This is a genomic window from Paracoccus wurundjeri (assembly GCF_030678915.1).
Classification (GTDB): Bacteria; Pseudomonadota; Alphaproteobacteria; order Rhodobacterales; family Rhodobacteraceae; genus Paracoccus; species Paracoccus onubensis_A.
The window spans coordinates 1-21,950 of the sequence record NZ_JAUUTZ010000035.1 but is presented as its reverse complement, the minus strand read 5'-3'; the positions used below and the strand labels follow the sequence as shown (position 1 = coordinate 21,950).

Below are 21,950 nucleotides of genomic sequence, written 5' to 3'. Positions count from 1 at the left end.
TTCGCTCCTGCCTATCTCAACCGAAAATGCCCGCTTTCGACCGCGCCTTTGATCGCATCGGAAGTTTCATCGGCACTCATACCTGCAACGGGAAGCGCATGGCGCTCCAGCGGTCCCAAGTTTCCGAGCTGCTGGTGCAGAGCGGAGATTGGACCGGGATCCGTTAGGGTATTCCCACCTCGCGCCAGGCACCGCCTGATTGCCTCGTCCAGATCCGGGCGAAGGACGATATAATGAATAACGGATTTAAGATTTCTAAATGCATCAAGAAACCAGGGGCCAATGATGCCATCCACAAGAACGAAATATCCGCCTTCGGCATAGCGAGCCGCCGCTCCTGCCAGAGCCTCCATTACAGTTGCGTTCTGCCCATGAGCCTCGGGTTTCCACGGCGCTATCGCACCAGCCTTGATAAAGTGCCAGAAGTCGTCCGAGTGCAGGTGGACCTTGGGGCTTTCAGGCAGCTGCGCGATGATATTGGCCGCAGTCGTTTTACCAGAACCCGGAGTTCCGGTCAGGATCAGGATTTCATTAGGCTTAAACATCATATGTTCGCTGATTATTGGAAACGCGCACAGACTTAGCATGATATGCCTATAATGTCCGCTTCTCAAACCTTCAGGCAGGGCATGGCGAACGACTCCCTTCACGGACGTATTCTTCCATGTGTCTGTCAAGGTGCTCTGTCAGAAGTTGCCTATCGGCGATCTTGCGGTACCGGGATCTTACCCCGCCTGTAAAAGATCGCGCTGCTTGTTCCTGTCAGGCCTGTCTAGCACTATGTTTTGCGGAATATATTTGAACAAAAAGCGAACATTTGCGAGATGTGGTGTCAGTCACGTATTGGAGCAATACCATGTCTAAGAACACCAAGGGCACTTCGGGCGGTATGACATCGAAGGCAGGTTCGATCCTCAGCAACCCGAACGCTTCGGCAACCGCACGCAGCATCGCGGGGTCGGCGCTGGCGCAGGCCGGGACAACCAAGCAGACAGGCGCGCGGATGGAAGATCGCACTCTGCAGGCCCTGCCTAGCTCGAAGTACAGCGCCACAACGAAATCGCTGGCCGGATCGGTCCTGTCGCAGTCGAACAAGAAACGCTGAGCGGCAAGATGACAGGGATCGTTCGGCCATTTTGTCCGGAACGCCACATGCCGTCGGTGAACAATTCGTGTCAGTGCAGGCGGTCATCCGATTTTCTTGTGAGTTTTCTTGCGATCTCAATCGCGCGGCGCATAACCGAGGGAAGTCGAGATGGCACGCGCGGCTTCCATGACCAGCGGCGCAACTTCCTTCAATTGCTTGCGCTTGATCCTGGAATCCGGGCCGGACATGCCGATCGCTCCGGCAAGATCACCCGTCCGGTTCAGAATTGCGCACGCGCAGGCCGCGATACCTTCTCGCCATTCGCCTTCCGGCACGATCGTGTGGCCCTGCTCCCGTATTAGTCGAATATCCTCGCGCAATTCAGCAAGCGAGGTGCGCGTGGTATCAGTATAACGCTCCATGCGCCCTTCGAATCGCTCAAGATAATCGTCGGGCATCCGAGCCAACATCGCTTTTCCAGTAGCGACCGTGTAGGCTGGCGCACGAGACCCGACGCTGGTATGCGCACGAATGTGGTGCGCGCTTTCGATCTTGTCCAGATAGACGACATCTGAACCATCCAGAACGGACAGGTGAATTGTTTCTCCGGTCTGCTCGGCAAGACGAGTCATCGCCGGTCGCGCGATCTGCGTCAGGTCCATACGCCGGATCACGTGGCTGCCCAGTTCCCAGATGCGCGTGGTCAGGGCATAGTGGCTTTGCGGAGGCACCTGTCTCACATAACCTTGCGAAATCAGCGTTGCCAGCAGGCGATGCACATTACTTTTGGTCAACTCAAGCGTGTTGGCAAGGTCGGTTACGCCGCGCGGTTGATCGCTGCACGCCAATTCCTCGATCAGCCGTAACCCCTTGATGAATGCCTTGTCCATAACGCGGCCTGGTCTCTCCCTGTTTGCGCGGGCCTTGCGGGCCCGCGCGGATGTTCATACGGACAGATAGGACGCCGAACGCCCGATCGGCCACCGGATCATTGCGACAGAAGTGCGTTCAACTGCTCTTGGCCGTATTCCTCATTCGTGGTCGTGCCCTGTCCTGACTCGGCACCCCAGTAATCTGGGCTCCATTCGATCGCCTTGGCAAGGTTTTCGGGATTATTGGCCCAATATTTACTGATTTCGGGATCAGCCGCCTCGTAGACCAGCGGCGAGGGCAAAGCCACCGGATAAACCGAGGTAAGTTCGGCCGCACGCTGAGAGTCCATCCGCCATGACAACAGCTTCAGCGCGTTGTCGTAGTTGGGTGCATCTTTCGGGATCGAAAAGAAGTCGTAATAGACGAAGCCCTGGTTCCATTCGACCTCAAGCGGTGCCCCTTCGAGCGCGAGAACCGAGGACGATCCGGTATAAGCCATGCACATATCCGCCTCGCCATCCAGAAGCAGTTGTGGGGCCTGTGCCGATGTCGTCCACCATTTCGATACATGCGGCTTGATCTCTTCGATCTTCTTCAGCGCACGTTCCATGTCGACCGGATACAGGTCCTCTTTCGCGACACCGTCAGCCATCAGCGCCGCTTCCATCACGAAGCGCGGCCATGCGGGAAGACAGCGCTTGCCGGGAAACTTTTCGACATCCCAGAAATCCGCCCAACTCGTGGGCTGCTGTTCGGAATAGACGTCGGTGTTATAGACCATGGCGACCCCGATCACCTGCAATGCGACACCTTTGGGCCGCTTGAGGTTTTCCGGCATGCTGGCCAGTGTTTTCTTCGCCTCGTCCGACATCTTGTCATAGTCGATATCGGCCAGACAGCAATCGCCCAGCAGCTTGGTTTCCTGATCGAAGATGAAGGTCAGATCCCATTCGGTCTTGCCGGCCTCGACCTGCGCCTTGATCCGTGGACCGGAACGCGCCTCTTGTACGGTCACGACATCGATGCCGGTCTCGTCCTCGAAACTGTCATACATGACCTCCTGTAGCGCGTCGCCATAGGCGCCACCAGGATCCTGCATCACGACTTCGCCCTCGGCCAGTGCGGGTCCGGCAAGCAGTGCGGCCATTGCCAGCACCGGGACGGCTCCCATCGTCTTTTTCATTTCAGGCATTCCATTCTCCTCCGTTGGATTTTCTTCATAGCCACTTCAGGCAGACCGGCCTCTGGCAAGCACGGGTCGCGCCAGAATAATACCGCCCACGACCAACAGCACCTCGAGCGTCGAGACGACGGCCAGCACCGGGTTGAGCTGATAATTGACATCCGCCCACAGCATCAGCGGCAGGGTCTTCATCCGTGGGCTGGACAGAAACAGCGACAACACGAGTTCGTCGAATGAGTGCAGGAACGCGAAAAAGATCGCCGCGCCTAGTCCCGGAGCGATGGCGGGAAGGGTGACGGTGCGAAACACCGTCAGCGGCGAGGCGCCATGGACAGCTGCCCCCTGCTCAAGTCGCCTATCGACCGCCTGCAGCGATGCGGCGACAATCACCACGACGATGGGAATGCCGCCGATGGCATGCGCCGCCGCCAGTCCCAGATAGGTGCCGGTCAACCCAACATTCAGGAACAGGCTGTACAGCGAAAGCCCAAGCACCACCGGCGGCACAATCATCGGGCTGACCAGCAACAGCATCAAAGCGGACTTGTACCGGATGTCGCTGCGCACAATGCCCATGGCCGCAGTCGCGCCAAGACTGACCGCGATCACCGCCGACAGGCACGCGATGGCAAGCGAGTTCCAGAACGCCGACATCCAGTTGCTGTCAGAAAAGAATTTCTCGTACCACCGCATCGACCAGTCAGGCGGCGGAAAGGTCAGGTAACTGGCCTTGCTGAAAGAGATAATCATCACCACGATGATCGGGATCACCAGCGTCGCGACGACACAGCCGCCCATCACCCGAACGGTCCAGCGTCCCCAGCCGGCGGGCAGGCGTCCCATGATGCGCAGGATCGGCCAGCCCAGAAGATCGGCGACGACCATGCCGACGCCACGCCTCCGCCCGCGCGTGACGGTCTTGGGCGTGGGCATGCGGCGGGCTGCGGCGGTATCCGTCTTGCCCCCGCCCCAGATGAATTCGAACCCCATGATGCGGCCTGCGACACCGACCACGATCAGGGTGATCACCAGAAGCACGACCGCAAGCGCCTGCAGGAACCCCTCTCCGGTGATGGAGTCGGCTTGCTGGGTGATATGCATGGCGAACATCTGATCGCCCGGCCCGCCCAGAAGCGTCGGCGTGATGAAGTACCCGATGCCCGCAACGAAGACCAACAGGAACCCCGCGCCGATGCCCGGCAGAGTCAGCGGCAGCAAGACCCGCCAGAACACCGCCAGAGGCCCAGCACCCGAGGCCATCGCGGCCCGCGTCAGCCCCTGATCAAGCCGCGAAACCGAGGCATAGATGGTCAGCACCATCAGCGGCAGCAACACCGCCGTCATGCCCAGCAGAACGGAGCCCCGGTTGAACAACAACCCGATGGGGCCGTCGATCAGCCCAAGCGTCTGTAGCAACTTGTTGATCGGTCCGTTACGACCCAGCAGCACCATCCACGCGTAGGTCCGTATCAGGATGGCGATGAAATAGGGCAGGATAACGGCTGTCGCGATCAGGATCTGTGTCAGGCCCCGAGTGCGGTGAATCAGCAGGGCGGTAGGATAGCCCAGAACCACGCACAGACAGGCGACGGTGAAGGCGATCTGCATCGTCCGCAGAAGCGATTCCCAGTAAAGCGGGACCGAGAAGACACGTTCGAAATAGACTGACCAGGTAGGACCCGACATACTGACCCGGAACAGGTCGATCAGCGGGAAAACATAGATCAGCACCAAAAAGACCACGGCAGGCACAAGCAGCAGCGCAGGATTCTTCAGACGCTGCGCCAGACTGGTACGAGTGGGTGACGGCAGGTCATTCAGCGTCGCGTCGGTCATGACAGGACCCAGCCATCTGTCGCGCCCCAACCGATATGCAATTGCTGCCCCACCTGCGGCAGGGTCATTTCGGACGTATCAGAGCAGCGGATCAGCAGGGTCTGCCCGTCATCAAGCCGCACCTCGATCCGCAGCACCTCGCCCAGAAACAGGGCCGAGATCACGGTAGCAGGCATGCTGAGCGGTGTTGCCGCGTCATGGATCCTGATTCTTTCAGGCCGGACAAGGACGGTTGCACGCTTGTCATGGTCACCATCGCGCGAGGCCGCCTCGAAGACATGGCCGCTCGGGGTCCGCAGGGTCAGAACGGTTCCCTTCCTGTCGATCACCTCGGCGTCGATCAGGTTGCTTTCGCCGACGAACGAGGCGACGAACCGACTTTGCGGCCGGCGATAGATTTCGATCGGGCGGGCAACCTGAACGATATGACCTGCGTCCATGACGGCGATGCGGTCGGACATGGTCAGCGCTTCGGACTGGTCGTGCGTGACGAACAGGATCGTGCTGCCGATGGTTTGATGCAACTCACGCAATTCGATCTGGATCGATTCGCGCAGGCGCCGATCCAGCGCGCTAAGCGGTTCGTCCATCAGCACGACCTTGGGACGCATGACGATAGCGCGCGCAATGGCGACCCGCTGCTGCTGGCCTCCGGACATCTGTGACGGAAGTTTCTGCGCGTGATCGGACAGGCGCATCATCTCAAGCGTCTCTGCGACATAGCGATCAGCGGTAATCCGGTCGATCCTGGCCATGCGCAGCGGGAAACCGACATTCTGGGCAACCGTCATGTTCGGGAACAGGGCATAGCTTTGAAAAACCATGCCAAAGCCACGCCGATGCGTCGGAACATGCTGGATGGATTTGCCATCCACAAAAATCTCGCCGCTCTCGATGTTCTGAAATCCTGCAAGCAGGTTGAGAAGGGTCGTCTTGCCGCTGCCCGACGGCCCCAGCAAAGTGATGAACTCTCCGGGCTCGATTTCCAGACTGATCCGGTCCGCCGCGACGAAAGCCCCGTATTTCTTGACCACATTGCGGATCGAGATGCTGGACCCGATCGCCTGCTGCGCGGGCGCTGTTGAGACCGGCTGAACATCCGGTAATTCGGAACGCATCTCTCGCCGCGCCGGTATCTGCATCATTTTCCTCCCATCGTTCCATATTATAGAACGCAATTCTGTTTTATTGTGCCGCCTCATTCCGGCTTGTCAAGAAAAACTGAGAAGCCTGCCCTTTCCCCCGTTATTTGCCGTAATTTCTAGCGATTGACTTGATCGTCAGACTGGGGCTAGTATAAATTCTGGAATATCGTTCTATAATATGGAACATGTGTCGCGCCGTAAAGGGAGAGCAGAATGTCCGAAGATCTGCGGGCGCTGGTACGCCGCATCCAGCCGGGCATGACGCTTGCGCTGCCGGTGGATTATGCTGGTGTTTCAATGGCGATCACGGGCCCGCTGATCCGGCATGGCGCGGGTGATCTGCATCTGGTCTGCGTGCCGACGGGTGGATTGCAGGTCGATCAGTTGATCGGGGCCGGGCTGGTCCGCAGTGTCGAGACAAGCGCGGTGTCCCTGGGCGAAGCCGGAGGCGCGCCACGCTTCAATGACGCGATCAAACGCGGCAACATCCGGGTACTGGACGCGACTTGCCCGGCGATTCACGCTGGATTGATGGCCGCTCAGAAAGGCGTGCCGTTCATGCCGACGCGCGGCCTGATCGGGTCCGACATCCTGTCGAACAGAGCGGATTGGCAGGTCATCCAGAACCCTTTCGCGACGGGCGATTCCATCGCCGTCATCCCCGCCATCCGGCCCGACATCGCGATTTTTCATGCGCCAATGGCGGACAGGGATGGAAATGTCTGGATCGGACGCCGCCGCGAACTGGCGGCCATGGCCTATGCCGCGACACAAACTCTGGTCACGGTAGAGCGAATTGTCGATCATAGTCTGCTGGCAGACGAAACAACCGCCGCCGGCACGCTGCCTGCGCTGTATGTCGAAGCCATCGCCAAGGCTCCGCGCGGCGCCTGGCCCTATGGGCTTTGGGGCGAATATGCGACGGATACTGACGAATTGATCCGCTATGCCGCTGCGGCCCGAACGGCCGAGGGATTCGCCGCCTATATGGAACAGGAGGTCCGCGCATGACCGTTCTGCCCCGCGAAATTCTGATCTGCACCATTGCGCGACTGTTGCAGGATGTCCGCCACGTCGCGGTCGGAGCATCTTCCCCGATGCCCGCTGCGGGTGCGATGCTGCGCCGCGCGTTGGACGAAGGACAACGCAAGGTGCGGCTGTCGATCCTGGGCTCGGTGGAACACAACTTCTTCACCAACGGGTCGGCCGAACTGTTCGACAGTGCCGGGCAGGGCCGATTGGATGCATTCTTTCTTGGTGGCGGCCAGATCGACGGTATGGCGAATGTCAATCTGGTCGGCGTCGGCACTTATCCGCAGATGTCCGTCCGCTGGCCAGGCTCGTTCGGATCGGCCTATCTTTATTTCACTGTACCGCGTGTCATCCTGTTCCGCGAAGAACACAGCCCGCGCGTTTTCGTGGAGAAGGTCGACTTTATCAGCGCCCCCGGCATCAGCACCCCGGAAACCTACCGCCCCGGCGGACCGGTCGCTCTGCTGACCAGCAAGGCCCTGTTCAGCTTTGACAGCCAGCGACCGGGTTTTCGTCTGGAAAGCGTGCATCCCGGCCATGACCTGCAAGAGATCCTTGACGCGACGGGATTCCAGTTCGACCACGACGACATACCGCCAACGACCCCCGGACCGGATGCGGCGACCTTGTCACTGCTGCGCGATCGGGTGTTGAATGAGCTTTCCGAAACCTATCCCGCCTTCGCGGCCCAATGGCGTCGCGACCTGGCAGAGGCAATCCCAGACGGAGCATCCGCATGACAAATTCCGGCTCGCTGGCCAATCTCAAGGTAATCGATGCCAGTCGGGTGCTGGGCGGCCCCTATGCCGGGCAGGTCCTGGCGGATCACGGCGCCGATGTGATCAAGCTGGAGCCACCCTCGGGCGACGAGACGCGCGGCTGGGGTCCGCCGTTTCTGGGGGATGCAGCCAGCTATTTTCAGGGGCTGAACCGCAACAAGCGCGGCATCGCCGTCGATCTGTCGCAGGACAAGGGGCGCGAGTTGCTGCTGGCGCTGCTGGAAGACGCCGATATTCTCCTTGAGAATTTCAAGACCGGGACAATGGAACGATGGGGGCTGGGAGGTGAGGAATTATCCCGCCGGTTTCCCCGCCTGATCCACTGCAGGGTGTCAGGCTTCGGCGCTGATGGCCCGCGGGGCGGCCTGCCGGGCTATGACGCGGCTATTCAAGCTCTTTGCGGAATCATGAGCGTGAATGGTGAAAAAAACGGCCGACCCTTGCGCGTCGGATTACCGGTCGTGGACATGGTCACGGGCCTGAACGCGACAATCGGCATCCTGATGGCACTGAACGAACGCGCGATCAGCGGCAAGGGACAGTTCATCGAGGCCAGTCTTTATGATTGCGGGGTATCGCTGCTGCATCCGCATCTTCCGAACTATTACCTGTCGGGCGACGTGCCACAGCCCTCGGGCAACGCACATCCGAATATCTGCCCCTATGACACGTTCGAAACCGGGTCCGAGCCGATCTTTCTGGCGGTCGGTAACAACCGGCAATTCGCCACGCTTTGCAAGATGATCGGCAGGCCCGACCTTCCCGACGATGCGCGGTTCGTATCGAACAGCCAGCGGAACCAGAATCGCGACTCACTGAAGACGTTGCTGGAAAGCGCGCTGGCCGATTTCGACGCCATTGATCTTTCGGATCGCCTGATCAGGTCCGGCGTCCCCTGCGGTGCGGTGCGCAGCATCGATCAGGTCATCGATGATCCCCATACGCGGCATCGTGAAATGGTGGTCGATATCGGCGACTATCGCGGGACGGGCAGCCCGATCAAGCTGTCGCGCACGCCCGCCAGCTATCGCAGGGCGCCACCATCCTTTGCTCAGCACAGCGCCGAAGTGATGGAAGAGCGCGCCATTGACCCCGATGAATACCGCACGGTCCTGCCGGGTTTCGAAGACCAGCCAAACACGAAGAGAAAAGCATGACAGACGCAGTGACTATCGGCATTATCGGTGATGGCTTCATGCAGCCTGCGTTCTTCGAGAACGCTCTGCGCGACGCTCTGCCTGACCGCGAATTGTCGATCCGCAGCATGCAGATCGACTGGCCGCTGCGCCTGAAATCCACCAAACACGATCCGACCCTGCCGGTCGGAGAATTTGTCGGCAGACCCGAGGAATATTTCGATTTTCTCCGTGACCTCGACATCCTGATCACGCATCTGGCGCCGATCACGGCGGATAGTCTCGATCACGCGCCACGTCTGAAAACCATTGCCGTGTCGCGGGGCGGCCCGGTGAATATCGAGATGGCGGCCGCCAGAGATCGCGGGATTACCGTCGTCAACACGCCCGGACGAAACGCATCGGCGGTGGCCGAGTTTACGGTGGCTTCGCTGCTGGCCGAAACGCGCAACATTATCCGGGGCCACCAGATCGTCGCCAGCGGCAAGTTTGGGCGCGAGTTCTATCATTACGACAACACCGGCCCCGAATTGTGCGAACTGACCGTCGGGATCGTCGGCTATGGCGATATCGGAACCCGTGTCGCGCGATTGTTGCAGCCTTTCGGCTGCGGGATCCTGATCTATGATCCGTTCAAGGAATTGACCCAGACCGAGATCGATGCCGGATTCGAAAAGACCGATCTGGACGATCTGGTGGCAAGAGCCGATGTCGTGACCCTGCATCCGCGTGTGACCCCCGAAACAAGGGGCATGATGTCGCGCAAGCGCATCGCGATGATGAAGCCCGGAGGCTACATCGTGAATACGACGCGGGGGCAGGTGCTGGATTATGACGCGCTGTACGATGCCTTGGTCTCGGGCCAGTTGAAGGGCGCGGCGCTGGACACGTTCGAACCCGAACCACCCCCCGCGGACTGGCCGTTGCTGAAGCTTCCCAATGTCACGCTGTCGCCGCATATCGCGGGTGCCTCGCGCTACTCGGCGACCAAGGCGGCTACCATGATCGCCGGCGACATCAAACTGATCCTTGACGGCAAATCGCCGCGATTTCCCTGCAAATGAGGTTGTCCTATGACCGATGAAGAACGCGTTTTGCGCACCGAACTGATCGAATCCTGCCGCAGCATGAACCGGCTGGGAATCAACAAAGGAACCTCTGGCAACATCAGCGTCCGGTATGGTGACGGTTTCCTGATCTCGCCGACCGGCATCCCCTATGACAAGCTGCAACCCGAGCACGTCGTCGCGATGAACTGGGACGCCACCTATGAAGGCGAGGTGCAGCCCTCTTCGGAATGGCGCTTCCATCGCGACATCCTGCAGGCCCGGCCCGATCTGAACGCGGTGGTTCACACACATTCGACCCATGCCACGGCGTTATCCATCCTGGGACGCGACATACCCGCGATTCATTATGTCATCGCGGCCGCCGGTGGCAGCACGATCCGCTGCGCACCCTATGAATTGTTCGGAACACAGGAACTCGCCGATCGTGTCATCGTCGCGCTGGAGGATCGTCGCGCCTGCCTGATGGCACATCACGGCGTCATCGCAGCCCATGCCAATATCGCGCGCGCGCTGGCGCTGGCCGTCACGGTCGAGGAACTGGCAAAGCAATACCTTCTGTGCCTGCCGCTGGGTGAACCTCCGGTCCTGTCCGAAGACCAGATTGCCGAGGTGCTGGTCAGGTTCAAGACCTACGGTCAGCAAAGCAGCGCGGCACTGGAAGGGCTTCGGCAGGCATCCTGAACCATGAACGCGACGATCCTGTGTCTTGATTCCGGCACCACGTCGGTCAAGGCTGCGGCCTTTGACCGAGACGGCAATCTGCTGGCCAGTGCCGAAAGGCCCAACGGCGCGCTGCACCGGGACGGTGTGCGCGTGGAACAGGACATGGAGATCACCCGAACTGAGGCGATGGAGGTGCTGCGCGATTGCGCGGCGCAGATCACCGATCCCGTCGCCGGGCTTATCCTGACAGGTCAGGGTGATGGACTTTGGCCGGTGGATCAGGCTGGCGCGCCGCTCGGGCGAGCGATGACATGGCTGGATGGGCGGGTACGCAATCTGGCCAGCAGCCTTTCGCCGCAGTTGGACAAAGTGCAGGCCGCGACTGGATCCCGCCCCACGGCGGCATCGGCAAGCCTGCAATTGTTGTGGCTGGAACGGCACGATCCTTCCCGTCATGCCAGGATCGCCAAGGCCCTGCGGCTGAAGGAGTGGCTGTTCTACAGCCTGACCGGCCGCATGCTCGCCGAGCCGACGGCGCTGCTGCCGGTCTGGGGCAACTGGCGCGATGGCAAACTTTCGCCCGAGGTTCAGGAGCTTCTGGGGCTCACCAAGGGACTGGAGCTGCTGCCGGAACTGACGGCACCGGTCGCGGCAAGATCAGAGTTGTCAGAGCAGGCAGCGCGTTCTATCGGTCTGCCGCAGGGGCTGCCGGTTCTGTTAGGACCGGGGGACGTGCAGGCCACATTGATCGGTCTGGGGCTTGGCACAAGAACTGATGTGACCCGCGCCTCGATCTTCGGCACCAGCGCGATCCATGCCTGCCTGCTGGACGATCCGGATACTATGCCACATATGCCAACCGGCGCGATGATCCAGCATTTCGCCGCTGGTCCAGGATATCTGTGCTTTCATCCCTGCTTCAACGGCGCCTCGTTGCTGGGTCACTTATCGCAGAAATTCGCCGGTCTTCCCGTTCCGGCAGACCCCGAATATTCCTCGCTGATTATGCATCCGTTCTTCGAGCCGGGGGGAGAACGGGCACCCTGGACCGATCCGGACGCGACCGGCGCGATCTTCGGATTAAATGCAGCCACCACGCCCGGGCAAATCGCCTGGGCCGGTCGCGAGGCGCTGGCATTCGTCACCCATACAAGCCACCTGATGATGGGTGCGCCTGCTGGCGCGCTGTCGCTGGGTGGCGGGTTGGCGGGTGACGGGCATTTTGCGCAATTCCTGTCGACCCTGATGGGATGCGAAGTGCAGCGCAGCCCCGGCGCACATGCAGGCCTGCGCGGACTGGCGCTGCTCGCCATGCGCGCTTTGTTGGGCGTGACCGATCCGACACCCTGGGTCGGTGCGGCCACGCAATGCGTCACCCCGCAACAGGGGGCGACGGCTGCCTATGCCCAACGGAAATACCGGCTGTTCTCGGACCTGATCGAAGCGACAACGCCATTCTGGGCGCAGCTGGCGGATCTGGGCAATGATACTGAATATCTGAAGGAGTCCCCATGAACGGCGCCGATCTTCTGTGCGAAACCCTGTTGGCGAATGGCATCGACACTTGCTTTGCCAATCCCGGCACCTCCGAGATGCATTTCGTCGCAGCGCTGGACCGGCAGCCACGAATGCGCTGCGTTCTTGGCCTGTTCGAAGGCGTGGTGACCGGGGCGGCCGATGGCTATGCGAGGATGGCGGACAAGCCCGCCGCGACATTGCTGCATCTGGGGCCGGGATTGGCGAATGGGCTGGCGAACCTGCACAACGCCAGGCGGGCGCATTCCCCGATGGTCAACATCGTCGGAGACCACGCAACCGGTCATCTTCAATACGACGCCCCGCTGACAAGCGATATCGACAGCCTTGCCCGCCCGATGTCCAATTGGGTGGGACGCGCCGACAGCGCCGACAGCGTCGGACAACGAACCTCTCAGGCAATCGATGCAGCACGGACGGGTGCAGGGAAAATTGCCACGCTCGTCCTGCATGCCGACGCCGCGTGGACGGAAACCGCCGCAGTCGTGCCGCCGAAACGGGTGGCAGGCCCCCTGCCCGCCCCTGATGCCGCAGAGATCACGAAGGCCGCGCGGGCACTTCGAGATGGCAATACCACCACCATCCTCGTCTCTGGCCGTGCCCTGCGTGCGCCGCAGATAGAACTTCTGGATCGCCTCGCCGCGAAAACCGGCGCGCGGTTGATGGCGCAACAAGCCAATGGCCGCATGCAACGAGGCGCGGGCCGGGTGGCGCTTGATCGCGTTCCCTATGTCATCGATCAGGCGCTTGAGACATTCGCCGGAACGCGGCAGGTGATCCTGATCGGTGCAAAGGCTCCGGTGGGGTTCTTCGCCTATCCGGGCAAACCCGGCAGCATGCTGCCCGAAGATTGCGAAGTCATCACGCTTGCAGGACCACATGACGACATTCCCGCGGCCATCGAGGCGCTGGCGGATGACATTGGACCCTTGCCCGCAGCCCGCCTTTCGGCGCGGCACAGCCCGCCGATGCCGGACGGGGCACTGGATCCCGACGCAATCGCTATCGCGCTTGCACATCTGATGCCTGCGAATGCGATCGTCTGCGATGAAGCCGTGACCTCGGGACGCGATTTCTTTCGCTCGACTCATGGCGCCGAGCCGCATGATTTTCTGCAACTGACCGGAGGCGCGATCGGTGACGGAATTCCTATGGCGACCGGTGCTGCCGTAGCCTGCCCTGATCGCAAGGTCATCGGGCTGCAGGCCGATGGCAGCGGCATGTATACGCTTCAGGGTCTGTGGACACAGGCCCGCGAAAGGCTGGACGTCGTGACCATCGTCTTCGCCAACCGGCTGTACAAGATCCTGCATGGCGAGTTGAAGAATGTCGGTGCCGGGTCGGCGGGCGAGAATGCCCGCAGGATGCTGGATCTTGACGATCCGGCGCTGGACTGGGTGAAACTTGCAAACGGAATGGGGGTCGAGGCCGCGCGCGCCAACACCTGCGAAGCGTTCCATGATCTGCTGCGCGCGGCGATGGCACGCAAGGGGCCGTTCCTGATCGAGGCCGTGCTGTAGAAGGGTAACAGATATGATCCGCCGCGTTCCGCATTGCAGTCATTGGGGCACCTTCTCGATTCTGGTCGAGGATGGCCGGATCGTGGATGTCGAACCCTTCGCCGACGATCCCGCACCCTCGCCGATCATCCATTCGGTCGCGGAATGGGCGAAACCTGACCGCCGCGTTCTGCGTCCGATGGTCCGCGACGGCTGGCTGCGGTCGCGCGAGACCAGCGACGGCGCAGGGCGCGGCAACGAGCGGTTTGTCGCGGTCCCATGGGACGAGGCACTGGAATTAGTCGCAACCGAGATCCGTCGCGTCGCTGCAACCCACGGCAATGCCTCGATCTTCGCAGGCAGCTATGGCTGGACGTCTTGCGGTCGCGTCCACCATGCGTCGTCGCTGCTGAAGCGGACATTGAATCTGGTTGGCGGCTTTACCGGTCATGTCGACACCTATTCCATCGCCGCCGGTCCGGTGATCCTGCGGCACACGCTGGGCGATGAACAGGCCTGTGGCGGACAGGCCAACACCCTTGACTCCATCGCGGCCCATTCGGAAACACTTGTCGTCTTTGGCGCCATGTCACCCCGCACCGCGCAAACCGAAGCGGGCGGGATCGGAGCGCATCATCTGGAAGGCTACCTGCGCCGGATCGCCGAACGGGGCGTACGCGTAGTCCATGTCTCGCCGCTGCGCGACGATCTGCCGGAATGGGTAAACGCCGAATGGTGGCCGATCCGGCCCAATACGGACACCGCCCTGATGCTGGGACTCGCTGGCGAGATTGTGGCGGACGGCCGCCACGATGCCGATTTTCTGGCGCGCTGCACCAGCGGATCGGATGAATTCCTGGCCTATCTGCGCGGTGATGTGGACGGCTTGCGCAAGGACGCGGCATGGGCCTCGGGCGTCACCGGGCTGCCTGCGGATCAGATCAGGGCGCTGGCGACACGGCTGGTTCAGACCCGCAGCATGCTGACCGTAAGCTGGGCGCTTCAGCGTGCCCATCACGGCGAACAACCTTTCTGGGCAGCCCTTGGACTAGCCGCGGTGATCGGGCAGATCGGACTGCCCGGCGGTGGCGCAGGCTATGGATATGGCTCGCTCGGCGGCGTCGGAGCGCCTTTCGCCATCGGAAAATCGCCGGGCATGTCGCAGGGTCACAAGGCCATAGACAGCTTCATCCCGGTGGCCCGGATCAGCGACATGCTGCTGAATCCCGGCGAAAGCTTCACCTATCAGGGCGAAACCCGGACCTATCCCGACGTGCGGCTGGTCTATTGGGCCGGAGGCAATCCGTTCCACCACCATCAGGACCTGAACCGTCTTTCGAAGGCATGGCAGAGGCCGGAAACGATCATCGTGCAGGACCCGATGTGGACCGCGACAGCGCGCCGGGCGGATATCGTCCTGCCGGCCTCCACCTCGATCGAGCGTAACGATCTGGCAGGCAACAAGCGCAGCGACGTGATCGCGGCGATGCACAGGGCAATCGACCCTTTGGGTCAGTCACGTTCGGATTTCGACATCTTCAACGCCCTTGCCGAGCGTCTGGGTGTCGGTCCGGCATTCAACGAGGGCCGTGACGAGATGGGCTGGATCCGCCATCTTTATGACGAAAGCCGTGATTATGCCCTGCGCGCGCATGGTTTTCAGATGCCGGAATTCGACAGCTTCTGGGAACGCGGGCATGCCTCTGTTCCCGTCAAGCGCGATCATGTCTATCTGGATCAGTTCCGCGCAGACCCTGACCGCAATCCGCTGGACACCGAAAGCGGCCGCATCGTTCTGGGCAGTCAGACGCTTGCACGGCTTGGTCATGCTGATTGTCCTTCACATCCCGCATGGATGCCACCTGCCGAATGGCTGGGCGAGGCCGCGCCGGATGAATTGCACCTGATCTCTCACCAGCCGCGCGGACGGCTGCACAGTCAGCTTGAAAGCGGGGAGTCCAGTCTCACCGACCGCCGAAACGGGCGCGAGCAGCTGCGGCTGAACCCCGGCGACGCAGAGGCGCGTGGCATTCGGGATGGCGATACGGTCCGGTTGTGGAACACGCGCGGGGCCTGTCTTGCCACGGCTTCTGTCAGCGAGGACACCGCGCGGGGCGTGGCCGTTCTGCCAACCGGAGCGTGGTTCACGCCGGCGGATGACGGAACCGAGATTTCGGGCAATCCGAACGTGCTGACACTGGATATTCCCAGTTCGGCATTCGGTCAGGGTTGTGCCGCCCATACCTGCCTGATCCGCGTCGCACCACATGCCGGGGATAACCGCGATCCGATGCAGACCTATCAAACCCAACTCGCAGAAATGCTTGCCGAACCCGAGGAGACATCATGACCGAAGCCCCTGTCAGCCGCTTTGCGGTGCCGTCACTTGCAGACATGCCAGAAGATATCCGGGTCCGCATCGAGGCCGTTCAGGAAAAGTCGGGCTTCGTTCCCAATGTCTTCCTGACGCTGGCGCACCGGCCCGACGAATTTCGTGCGTTCTTCGCCTATCATGACGCGCTGATGGATCGCCCCGGCAACCTGACCAAGGCAGAACGCGAGATGATTGTGGTCGCGACATCGAACGCGAACGAGTGTCAGTATTGCGTTGTCGCGCATGGCGCGATCCTGCGTATCCGGGCAAAGAACCCGCTGATCGCCGATCAGGTCGCAGTGAATTATCGCAAGGCGGATATCACGCCCCGGCAGAAGGCGATGCTGGATTTCGCCATGTTGGTCTCGACCCGTGCGCAAGAGGTAGGGGATGAGGATTTCGCGGCGCTGCGCGAACATGGTTTCGATGATGACGATATCTGGGACATCGCCGCGATCGCGGCCTTTTTCGGGATGTCGAACCGGCTGGCCAACGTCACCAGCATGCGCCCGAACGATGAATTCTACGGTATGGGGCGCTGATCATGGCCGCTGGCTACAAGCAGATGCTGGCAGAGGCGGACTCTGCCGTCCAGTCGATCTCGGTCGATGAGGCCGCAAGCCTGCAAGGCGATCCGCAGGTGGTCATGGTCGATATCCGCGACCCGCGCGAGTTGGAACGAGAGGGCATGATCCCGGACGCATTTCATGCGCCGCGCGGAATGCTTGAATTCTGGATCGACCCCGAAAGCCCCTATCACAAACCACGCTTTGCCGAGGGCAAGACCTATGTCTTTTATTGCGCATCGGGCTGGCGATCCCTGCTGGCAGCGAAGCTGGCGCAGGATATGGGGCTGGATGCGCGCTCGATGCGGGGCGGGTTCGGCGACTGGCGCAAGGCAGGACACGCCGTGGCGCCGCGTGCTGCAAAAGGCTGAAATTCGCGTTCGGGTCAGGTAAGCATGAGGGGAAAGAATGACGATCTATGACGAGGGCCTCGACCGGTCAGCGGCGAATTTCCAGCCGATGACCCCGATCAGCTACCTGCAGCGTGCGGCACTGACCTTTCCCGACCATCCGGCCGTGATCCATGGGAAACAGCGCCATTCCTATGCGCAGCTCTGGTCGGATTGCTGCCGACTTGCCTCGGCTCTGACGCGTCGGGGCATCGGGCGCGGCGATACGGTATCCGTCATGCTGTCAAACACGCCGCCGATGATCCATGCGCATTTCGGCGTTCCCATGGCAAACGGAGCGGTGCTGCATTCGATCAATACCAGATCCGATCCCGCCTCGATCGCGTTTCAGCTGGATCACGCGGAATCGCGCATCCTGATCGTGGATCGCGAATTTTCAGAGACCGCCGCAAAGGCGCTGGCCAACGCGAAAGCCGCCCCGCTGGTTATCGATTTCGACGATTCCGAGTATCCCGAAGACGCTCCGCATCCCAAGGGTGAACCGATCGGCAGCCTTGACTATGCCGCATTCCTGACCGAAGGCGATCCGGATTTCGCGCCCGGAAAGCCACAGGATGAATGGGACGCGATTGCCCTGAATTACACATCGGGGACGACCGGCAATCCGAAGGGCGTGGTCTGCCATCATCGCGGCGCAGCCCTGATGGCGATGAATAGCGCCATCCATGCCGGTCTGGGCAAGCATCCGGTCTATCTTTGGACCCTGCCGATGTTTCATTGCAATGGCTGGTGCTTCACCTGGGCGGTCCCGGTGCAGGCCGGCACGCATGTTTGCCTGCGTTGGGTCCGGGCCGATGCCATCTATGACGCGATTGCCGATCACGGCGTTACGCATCTTTCCGGCGCCCCCATCGTGATGTCCACCCTGCTGAACGCCCCCGAGCATCAGAAGCGCAGCTTCTCGCGGACCGTCGCGTTCAACACGGCCGCCGCTCCGCCCCCCGAAACAGTGCTGCACGCCATGGCGAACGCGGGTTTCGATGTCACCCATGTCTACGGGCTGACCGAAACCTACGGACCCGCTGTCGTGAATGAATGGAACGACGCCTGGAACAAATTGCCCGCGGATCAACGTGCGACCCGCAAGGCGCGTCAAGGCGTCCGCTATCTGTCTTTGGACGATCTTTCGGTTATGGACCCTGAGACGATGCAGCCAGTTCCGGCCGACGGGCAGACACTGGGCGAGGTGATGTTTCGCGGGAATGCGGTGATGAAGGGGTATCTCAAGAACCCGGCGGCCACTGCCGATGCCTTCGCGGGCGGCTGGTTCCACTCGGGCGATCTGGCGGTGATGCATCCTGACGGCTACATCCAGTTGAAGGATCGCTCGAAGGATATCATCATCTCGGGTGGCGAGAACATTTCGTCGATCGAGGTCGAGGAGCAGCTTTATCGCCATCCGGATGTGATGCTTTGCGCCGTCGTGGCCATGCCGAGCGAAAAATGGGGTGAATCCCCCTGCGCCTTCGTCGAGCTCCGCGAAGGCCGTGATCTGACCGAGTCGGACCTGATTGCGCATTGCCGCAGCGGGCTGGCCGGATTCAAATGCCCGGCGCGGGTGGTCTTCGGACCGCTGCCGAAGACCTCGACCGGCAAAATCCAGAAATTCGCCCTGCGCGCCCAAGCCGCCGATCTTTGAGGCCGGGTCGAATAAGCGGGACCGGCATGGCGCCGATCCCGCATCTTGCTATTGCGCGACGTCGATCACGACACGACCCCGGATCTTGCCAGCAACGATATCGGCGGCAAGCTGGGGCAGGTTCGACATCGGCTCAAGCCGTGCGATGCTGGTCAGATGCTGCTTGTCCAGATGCGCGGCCAGTGTCGCCCAGGCCCGGTCTCGCTTGTCCTGAGGTGCCATGACGCTGTCGATACCCAGCAACGCCACGCTGCGCAGGATATGCGGCATCACGGTCGCGGGCAGGTCGAACCCGCCAGCCAGCCCGCAGGCCGCGACCGCCCCGCCATAGCGTGTCTGCGCCAGCACGTTGGCCAATGTGGTTGACCCTACCGCATCAACCGCCCCTGCCCACCGTTCCTTCTGCAGGGGACCGCCCTTCTCGGCCAGTTCGGCTCGATCCACGAAAGCCGATGCGCCAAGCGATGACAGGTATTCATGGGTTTCGGGCCGTCCTGTCGCCGCCGTAACCCGGCAGCCCTTCGCGGCCAGAAGGCTGATCGCGGTCGAACCGACACCACCTGCGGCGCCCGTCACCAGAATCTCGGCCCCCTCATCCTGCATCAGCCCCCAATCCTCCAGTGCATTGACACAAAGCCCGGCGGTATAGCCCGCCGTGCCGATGGCCATCGCATCCTTCAGGCTGAACCCTTCGGGCAAACGCGTCAGCCATTCAGGCTTCAGGCGTTGGAAACGGCTGTAGCCACCCCATTCGGTTTCGGACAGGCCCCAGCCATTGACGATCACCCGATCACCCGGCTTCCACTGGCCGGACCGGCTTTCGACCACGGTACCCGCGATGTCGATCCCCGCGACCATCGGCAAGCGACGAGCGATCCGGCCCTTCCCCGTGATCGCCAGCCCGTCCTTATAGTTCAGGGTCGAATAGGCGATCTCGACCAGAACATCGTGGTCCGGCAATTCACCGATCGTCAAATCGCGGAATGCGGTCTTTGGTTTGCCGTCCTGATCCTCGATCATCAACGCGCGAAATGTGTCGGCCATCTGCTTTCTCCTTCGGAATATTCAGGTCTGCGACGCTCAAGCGCCTGATTCAGTACAGCGCGCATGCCCTCAATATGATCCAGCATGGCGGTTTCGGCTGCGCCCCCATCGCCTGCGGCAATCGCCGTTCGGATCTGCTGATGCGCGCGGATGGTGCGGCGGCGTTCGTGATGCCGATAGATCAGCATGTTCGTGATGGGGATGAAGCTTTCGATCATCGCATGCATGATGAACTGCAAGGGGCCGTTTCCGGTGGCCTGCACGACGGCACGATGGAAGAGAACGTCCGAGGCGCAGAAATCCTCGTCACTTAACGTTTCATCCTGCTGACGGGCGAGTTCTTGCGACATCGCGTCAAGATCGTCATCGGTCCTGTTACGCGCGGCGAGACGGCAGCACAGTGCCTCGGTCTGGCCACGCGCCACTACGATTTCGTCGATCTCGAAGCGCCCCATACCGACCAGCAGCGTCGCCGCATCGGTGACCGTTCGTGCCGCGACATCCAGATCGGGCCTGTTCACGAAAGTCCCGCCGGCGGGGCCACGGCGCGAACGGATCAGATTCTGCGCGGCCAGCGCCTTTAGCGCCTCGCGCACGGAGGGACGCGAGATTCCAAAACGCCTGGCCAATTCCTCTTCCGTCGGCAAGCGTTCATCGACTTTCAGCGTTCCTTCAAGAATAGCCGCCCGAATCAAGTCCGCGACCTGTTTGGCAAGGCTGCCGCGAACGATCTCGTCATATTGCAATACCACAGCACACCATGCCCGGTTGAAGATAAGCTAAGCATGCCAAAACACAAAAGGTTTTACAAATATAAAAATAATGCCAACCTGCGACGGGAATTGATGATGCGGCCAAGCTCGAATCGACGGTTGGACGTAATCCCCGGCAGGATACGTTGTACTGCTGCCGCTGGCCGACGCCGAGCGCGTCGTCCGCATCGCTGCAAGGATACGCATTGGATCACGGATCAGCTTCTGCAGAGCAATGCCTTGATAGATTCCGAGCGTCGGTATTATGCGACATGAAACGCCCCGGGTTTATTGGGGACCTTTCGCTTCATTTTCCGGATACCTTGTGAAGATTGCTCAGACAAGTTCTGGCGCCAGGAAATGATCTCTTCCATAGCAAAAACACAGGGTACGCGCCGCGGCAGCCCTCACCGTCCTCAATATGAAATCCCGAATCCCGTGCAGAAGGCCCGAACATTATCTACGAGGTCAGAAACGCTTGCTGCGAAGGCCGCATGACGGCTGATGTTCGGCAGTCTCGCAGTTCTGGCATGGTCAGCCCCAACGAACTGCGAATGATCGAAAATCGTTTACCCAAAAATGCAGAAGGTCACCTTTCGGTGGCGCAACTCATTATTACATTTTCACTATCAGCGAGTTATGTTTGCATTGGCTGCGGGGGCACGCAATCATCTCAAATTGCGATCAGACTTTCACCTTCACCACATGCTGCTCCAGATGGAAACTGAAACGCTTGGCGGGTTATTTCGTACAGCAGCGTAGAAATCCGACCCAACCCGGATACAACTGCACCGACACTCCCTCGTGTTTCTATCACATGTAACCCGCCCCGCCCGGCTCTTTTTAAGCCTTTCGAAGCGGGCAGATGACACAAATCGTTTGCAGGCACGATAGCCGCTCACCCTAGGATGCGTTCAGGCCCAATACCGCACCCGATCGACCATTAGACCGGATCCTGAGCACTGGCATCGGCAATCCGTCCGTGATCATCGACGAAGTGGACAGGGCCGGCAAGGTCACTTCCAATCACGGGCATGCTCATGGACTCGCGGAAGGGTTGTTGTCCCTGCTGTATCCTAGTGACCCATGGAACGCGTGCCATGTTCATGCGTCAGCCACAATATTGTTTATATGTCTTGCTCATGCGATTCCCTTTCTCGAACCTCAATACATAAAGGCAACCCAGCGACCGGCGAAGGTGGCACTGACCCAGATTGTTGGCCGTCAGCACCCATGGCACAGATTTGAGGTTGTGATTTAAGGAGGATTTGGGTCTCGTCGGAGTGACGAAGGAACGCAGATGAGACCCAAATCCTCAAAATCGAA

At 60.8% G+C, this 21,950-nt stretch carries 20 protein-coding genes; 13 read left to right on the top strand and 7 right to left on the bottom strand.

Annotation, left to right across the window (positions count from 1 at the left end; all coding sequences use genetic code 11):
• Nucleotides 1-11: 11 nt before the first annotated feature.
• Nucleotides 12-650, bottom strand: a complete 639-nt coding sequence (locus Q0601_RS22275; RefSeq protein WP_305292177.1) for an AAA family ATPase — start codon at nt 648-650, stop codon at nt 12-14.
• A gap of 206 nt (nt 651-856) precedes the next feature.
• Here Q0601_RS22275 and Q0601_RS22270 point away from each other — a divergent pair, with 206 nt between their 5' ends.
• On the top strand, nt 857-1,105 hold the full coding sequence (locus Q0601_RS22270; RefSeq protein ID WP_305292176.1) for a hypothetical protein: 249 nt from the start codon (nt 857-859) through the stop codon (nt 1,103-1,105).
• A 116-nt stretch (nt 1,106-1,221) separates the two neighbouring features.
• On the opposite strand, the gene Q0601_RS22265 is transcribed toward Q0601_RS22270, so the two are convergent.
• The 4 genes from Q0601_RS22265 to Q0601_RS22250 all read right to left on the bottom strand — a co-directional run bounded on the left by Q0601_RS22265 (nt 1,222) and on the right by Q0601_RS22250 (nt 6,124).
• Entirely contained in the window at nt 1,222-1,977 is a 756-nt protein-coding gene (locus tag Q0601_RS22265) for an IclR family transcriptional regulator (protein ID WP_305292175.1), read from the bottom strand.
• Between the two features lie 98 nt (nt 1,978-2,075).
• The gene (locus tag Q0601_RS22260) at nt 2,076-3,152 is read right to left on the bottom strand and encodes an extracellular solute-binding protein (RefSeq protein WP_305292174.1); all 1,077 of its coding nucleotides are present in this window, start codon (nt 3,150-3,152) and stop codon (nt 2,076-2,078) included.
• Nucleotides 3,153-3,188: 36 nt separating this feature from the next.
• Complete coding sequence (locus Q0601_RS22255; protein WP_305292173.1) at nt 3,189-4,979, bottom strand: ABC transporter permease subunit; 1,791 nt, start codon at nt 4,977-4,979, stop codon at nt 3,189-3,191.
• Nucleotides 4,976-6,124: an ABC transporter ATP-binding protein gene (locus Q0601_RS22250; RefSeq protein ID WP_305292172.1), complete on the bottom strand. Its 1,149-nt coding sequence runs from the start codon at nt 6,122-6,124 to the stop codon at nt 4,976-4,978. The genes Q0601_RS22255 and Q0601_RS22250 overlap by 4 nt, the downstream gene beginning before the upstream one ends.
• Nucleotides 6,125-6,337: 213 nt before the next feature.
• Between Q0601_RS22250 and Q0601_RS22245 the strand changes: the two genes are divergently transcribed.
• The 11 genes from Q0601_RS22245 to Q0601_RS22195 are packed head-to-tail and all read left to right on the top strand — an operon-like array spanning nt 6,338 to nt 18,828.
• Nucleotides 6,338-7,135: a CoA transferase subunit A gene (locus Q0601_RS22245; protein ID WP_305292171.1), complete on the top strand. Its 798-nt coding sequence runs from the start codon at nt 6,338-6,340 to the stop codon at nt 7,133-7,135.
• Entirely contained in the window at nt 7,132-7,896 is a 765-nt protein-coding gene (locus Q0601_RS22240) for a CoA transferase (RefSeq protein ID WP_305292170.1), read from the top strand. Before Q0601_RS22245 ends, Q0601_RS22240 begins: the two co-directional genes overlap by 4 nt.
• The gene (locus Q0601_RS22235; protein WP_305292169.1) at nt 7,893-9,092 is read left to right on the top strand and encodes a CaiB/BaiF CoA transferase family protein; all 1,200 of its coding nucleotides are present in this window, start codon (nt 7,893-7,895) and stop codon (nt 9,090-9,092) included. Before Q0601_RS22240 ends, Q0601_RS22235 begins: the two co-directional genes overlap by 4 nt.
• Nucleotides 9,089-10,135, top strand: coding sequence for a 2-hydroxyacid dehydrogenase (locus Q0601_RS22230; RefSeq protein ID WP_305292168.1), 1,047 nt, complete (start codon nt 9,089-9,091; stop codon nt 10,133-10,135). The genes Q0601_RS22235 and Q0601_RS22230 overlap by 4 nt, the downstream gene beginning before the upstream one ends.
• A 9-nt stretch (nt 10,136-10,144) precedes the next feature.
• Nucleotides 10,145-10,822, top strand: coding sequence for an L-fuculose-phosphate aldolase (locus Q0601_RS22225; RefSeq protein WP_305292167.1), 678 nt, complete (start codon nt 10,145-10,147; stop codon nt 10,820-10,822).
• Between the two features lie 3 nt (nt 10,823-10,825).
• Nucleotides 10,826-12,319 (top strand): FGGY family carbohydrate kinase, encoded by a 1,494-nt coding sequence (locus Q0601_RS22220; protein WP_305292166.1) that lies wholly within the window; start codon nt 10,826-10,828, stop codon nt 12,317-12,319.
• Nucleotides 12,316-13,860 carry an acetolactate synthase large subunit gene (locus Q0601_RS22215; protein WP_305292165.1) on the top strand — a complete coding sequence of 515 codons (1,545 nt, stop codon included), beginning with the start codon at nt 12,316-12,318 and terminating at the stop codon, nt 13,858-13,860. Before Q0601_RS22220 ends, Q0601_RS22215 begins: the two co-directional genes overlap by 4 nt.
• Before the next feature lie 13 nt (nt 13,861-13,873).
• Nucleotides 13,874-16,189 (top strand): molybdopterin guanine dinucleotide-containing S/N-oxide reductase, encoded by a 2,316-nt coding sequence (locus Q0601_RS22210; RefSeq protein WP_305292164.1) that lies wholly within the window; start codon nt 13,874-13,876, stop codon nt 16,187-16,189.
• Nucleotides 16,186-16,755, top strand: coding sequence for a peroxidase-related enzyme (locus tag Q0601_RS22205; protein WP_305292163.1), 570 nt, complete (start codon nt 16,186-16,188; stop codon nt 16,753-16,755). Before Q0601_RS22210 ends, Q0601_RS22205 begins: the two co-directional genes overlap by 4 nt.
• A gap of 2 nt (nt 16,756-16,757) precedes the next feature.
• Entirely contained in the window at nt 16,758-17,150 is a 393-nt protein-coding gene (locus tag Q0601_RS22200) for a rhodanese-like domain-containing protein (RefSeq protein ID WP_305292162.1), read from the top strand.
• 37 nt (nt 17,151-17,187) lie between these two features.
• Nucleotides 17,188-18,828 (top strand): acyl-CoA synthetase, encoded by a 1,641-nt coding sequence (locus tag Q0601_RS22195; protein ID WP_305292161.1) that lies wholly within the window; start codon nt 17,188-17,190, stop codon nt 18,826-18,828.
• A 48-nt stretch (nt 18,829-18,876) separates the two neighbouring features.
• On the opposite strand, the gene Q0601_RS22190 is transcribed toward Q0601_RS22195, so the two are convergent.
• Complete coding sequence (locus Q0601_RS22190; protein WP_305292160.1) at nt 18,877-19,872, bottom strand: MDR family oxidoreductase; 996 nt, start codon at nt 19,870-19,872, stop codon at nt 18,877-18,879.
• Nucleotides 19,848-20,624 (bottom strand): FadR/GntR family transcriptional regulator, encoded by a 777-nt coding sequence (locus Q0601_RS22185; protein ID WP_305292159.1) that lies wholly within the window; start codon nt 20,622-20,624, stop codon nt 19,848-19,850. Before Q0601_RS22185 ends, Q0601_RS22190 begins: the two co-directional genes overlap by 25 nt.
• A 494-nt stretch (nt 20,625-21,118) precedes the next feature.
• On the opposite strand from Q0601_RS22185, the gene Q0601_RS22180 reads away from it, so the two are divergent.
• Nucleotides 21,119-21,352 carry a hypothetical protein gene (locus Q0601_RS22180; RefSeq protein ID WP_305292158.1) on the top strand — a complete coding sequence of 78 codons (234 nt, stop codon included), beginning with the start codon at nt 21,119-21,121 and terminating at the stop codon, nt 21,350-21,352.
• The last annotated feature ends 598 nt before the right edge of the window (nt 21,353-21,950 follow it).

Coding starts and splice junctions, on each gene's coding strand:
- Q0601_RS22210 (WP_305292164.1), top strand. CDS start 13,874: ATGATCCGCCGCGTTCCGCATTGCAGTCATTGGGGCACCTTCTCGATT.
- Q0601_RS22265 (WP_305292175.1), bottom strand. CDS start 1,977: ATGGACAAGGCATTCATCAAGGGGTTACGGCTGATCGAGGAATTGGCG.
- Q0601_RS22260 (WP_305292174.1), bottom strand. CDS start 3,152: ATGCCTGAAATGAAAAAGACGATGGGAGCCGTCCCGGTGCTGGCAATG.
- Q0601_RS22230 (WP_305292168.1), top strand. CDS start 9,089: ATGACAGACGCAGTGACTATCGGCATTATCGGTGATGGCTTCATGCAG.
- Q0601_RS22255 (WP_305292173.1), bottom strand. CDS start 4,979: ATGACCGACGCGACGCTGAATGACCTGCCGTCACCCACTCGTACCAGT.
- Q0601_RS22220 (WP_305292166.1), top strand. CDS start 10,826: ATGAACGCGACGATCCTGTGTCTTGATTCCGGCACCACGTCGGTCAAG.
- Q0601_RS22235 (WP_305292169.1), top strand. CDS start 7,893: ATGACAAATTCCGGCTCGCTGGCCAATCTCAAGGTAATCGATGCCAGT.
- Q0601_RS22200 (WP_305292162.1), top strand. CDS start 16,758: ATGGCCGCTGGCTACAAGCAGATGCTGGCAGAGGCGGACTCTGCCGTC.
- Q0601_RS22240 (WP_305292170.1), top strand. CDS start 7,132: ATGACCGTTCTGCCCCGCGAAATTCTGATCTGCACCATTGCGCGACTG.
- Q0601_RS22270 (WP_305292176.1), top strand. CDS start 857: ATGTCTAAGAACACCAAGGGCACTTCGGGCGGTATGACATCGAAGGCA.
- Q0601_RS22180 (WP_305292158.1), top strand. CDS start 21,119: ATGACGGCTGATGTTCGGCAGTCTCGCAGTTCTGGCATGGTCAGCCCC.
- Q0601_RS22190 (WP_305292160.1), bottom strand. CDS start 19,872: ATGGCCGACACATTTCGCGCGTTGATGATCGAGGATCAGGACGGCAAA.
- Q0601_RS22245 (WP_305292171.1), top strand. CDS start 6,338: ATGTCCGAAGATCTGCGGGCGCTGGTACGCCGCATCCAGCCGGGCATG.
- Q0601_RS22225 (WP_305292167.1), top strand. CDS start 10,145: ATGACCGATGAAGAACGCGTTTTGCGCACCGAACTGATCGAATCCTGC.
- Q0601_RS22250 (WP_305292172.1), bottom strand. CDS start 6,124: ATGATGCAGATACCGGCGCGGCGAGAGATGCGTTCCGAATTACCGGAT.
- Q0601_RS22215 (WP_305292165.1), top strand. CDS start 12,316: ATGAACGGCGCCGATCTTCTGTGCGAAACCCTGTTGGCGAATGGCATC.
- Q0601_RS22205 (WP_305292163.1), top strand. CDS start 16,186: ATGACCGAAGCCCCTGTCAGCCGCTTTGCGGTGCCGTCACTTGCAGAC.
- Q0601_RS22195 (WP_305292161.1), top strand. CDS start 17,188: ATGACGATCTATGACGAGGGCCTCGACCGGTCAGCGGCGAATTTCCAG.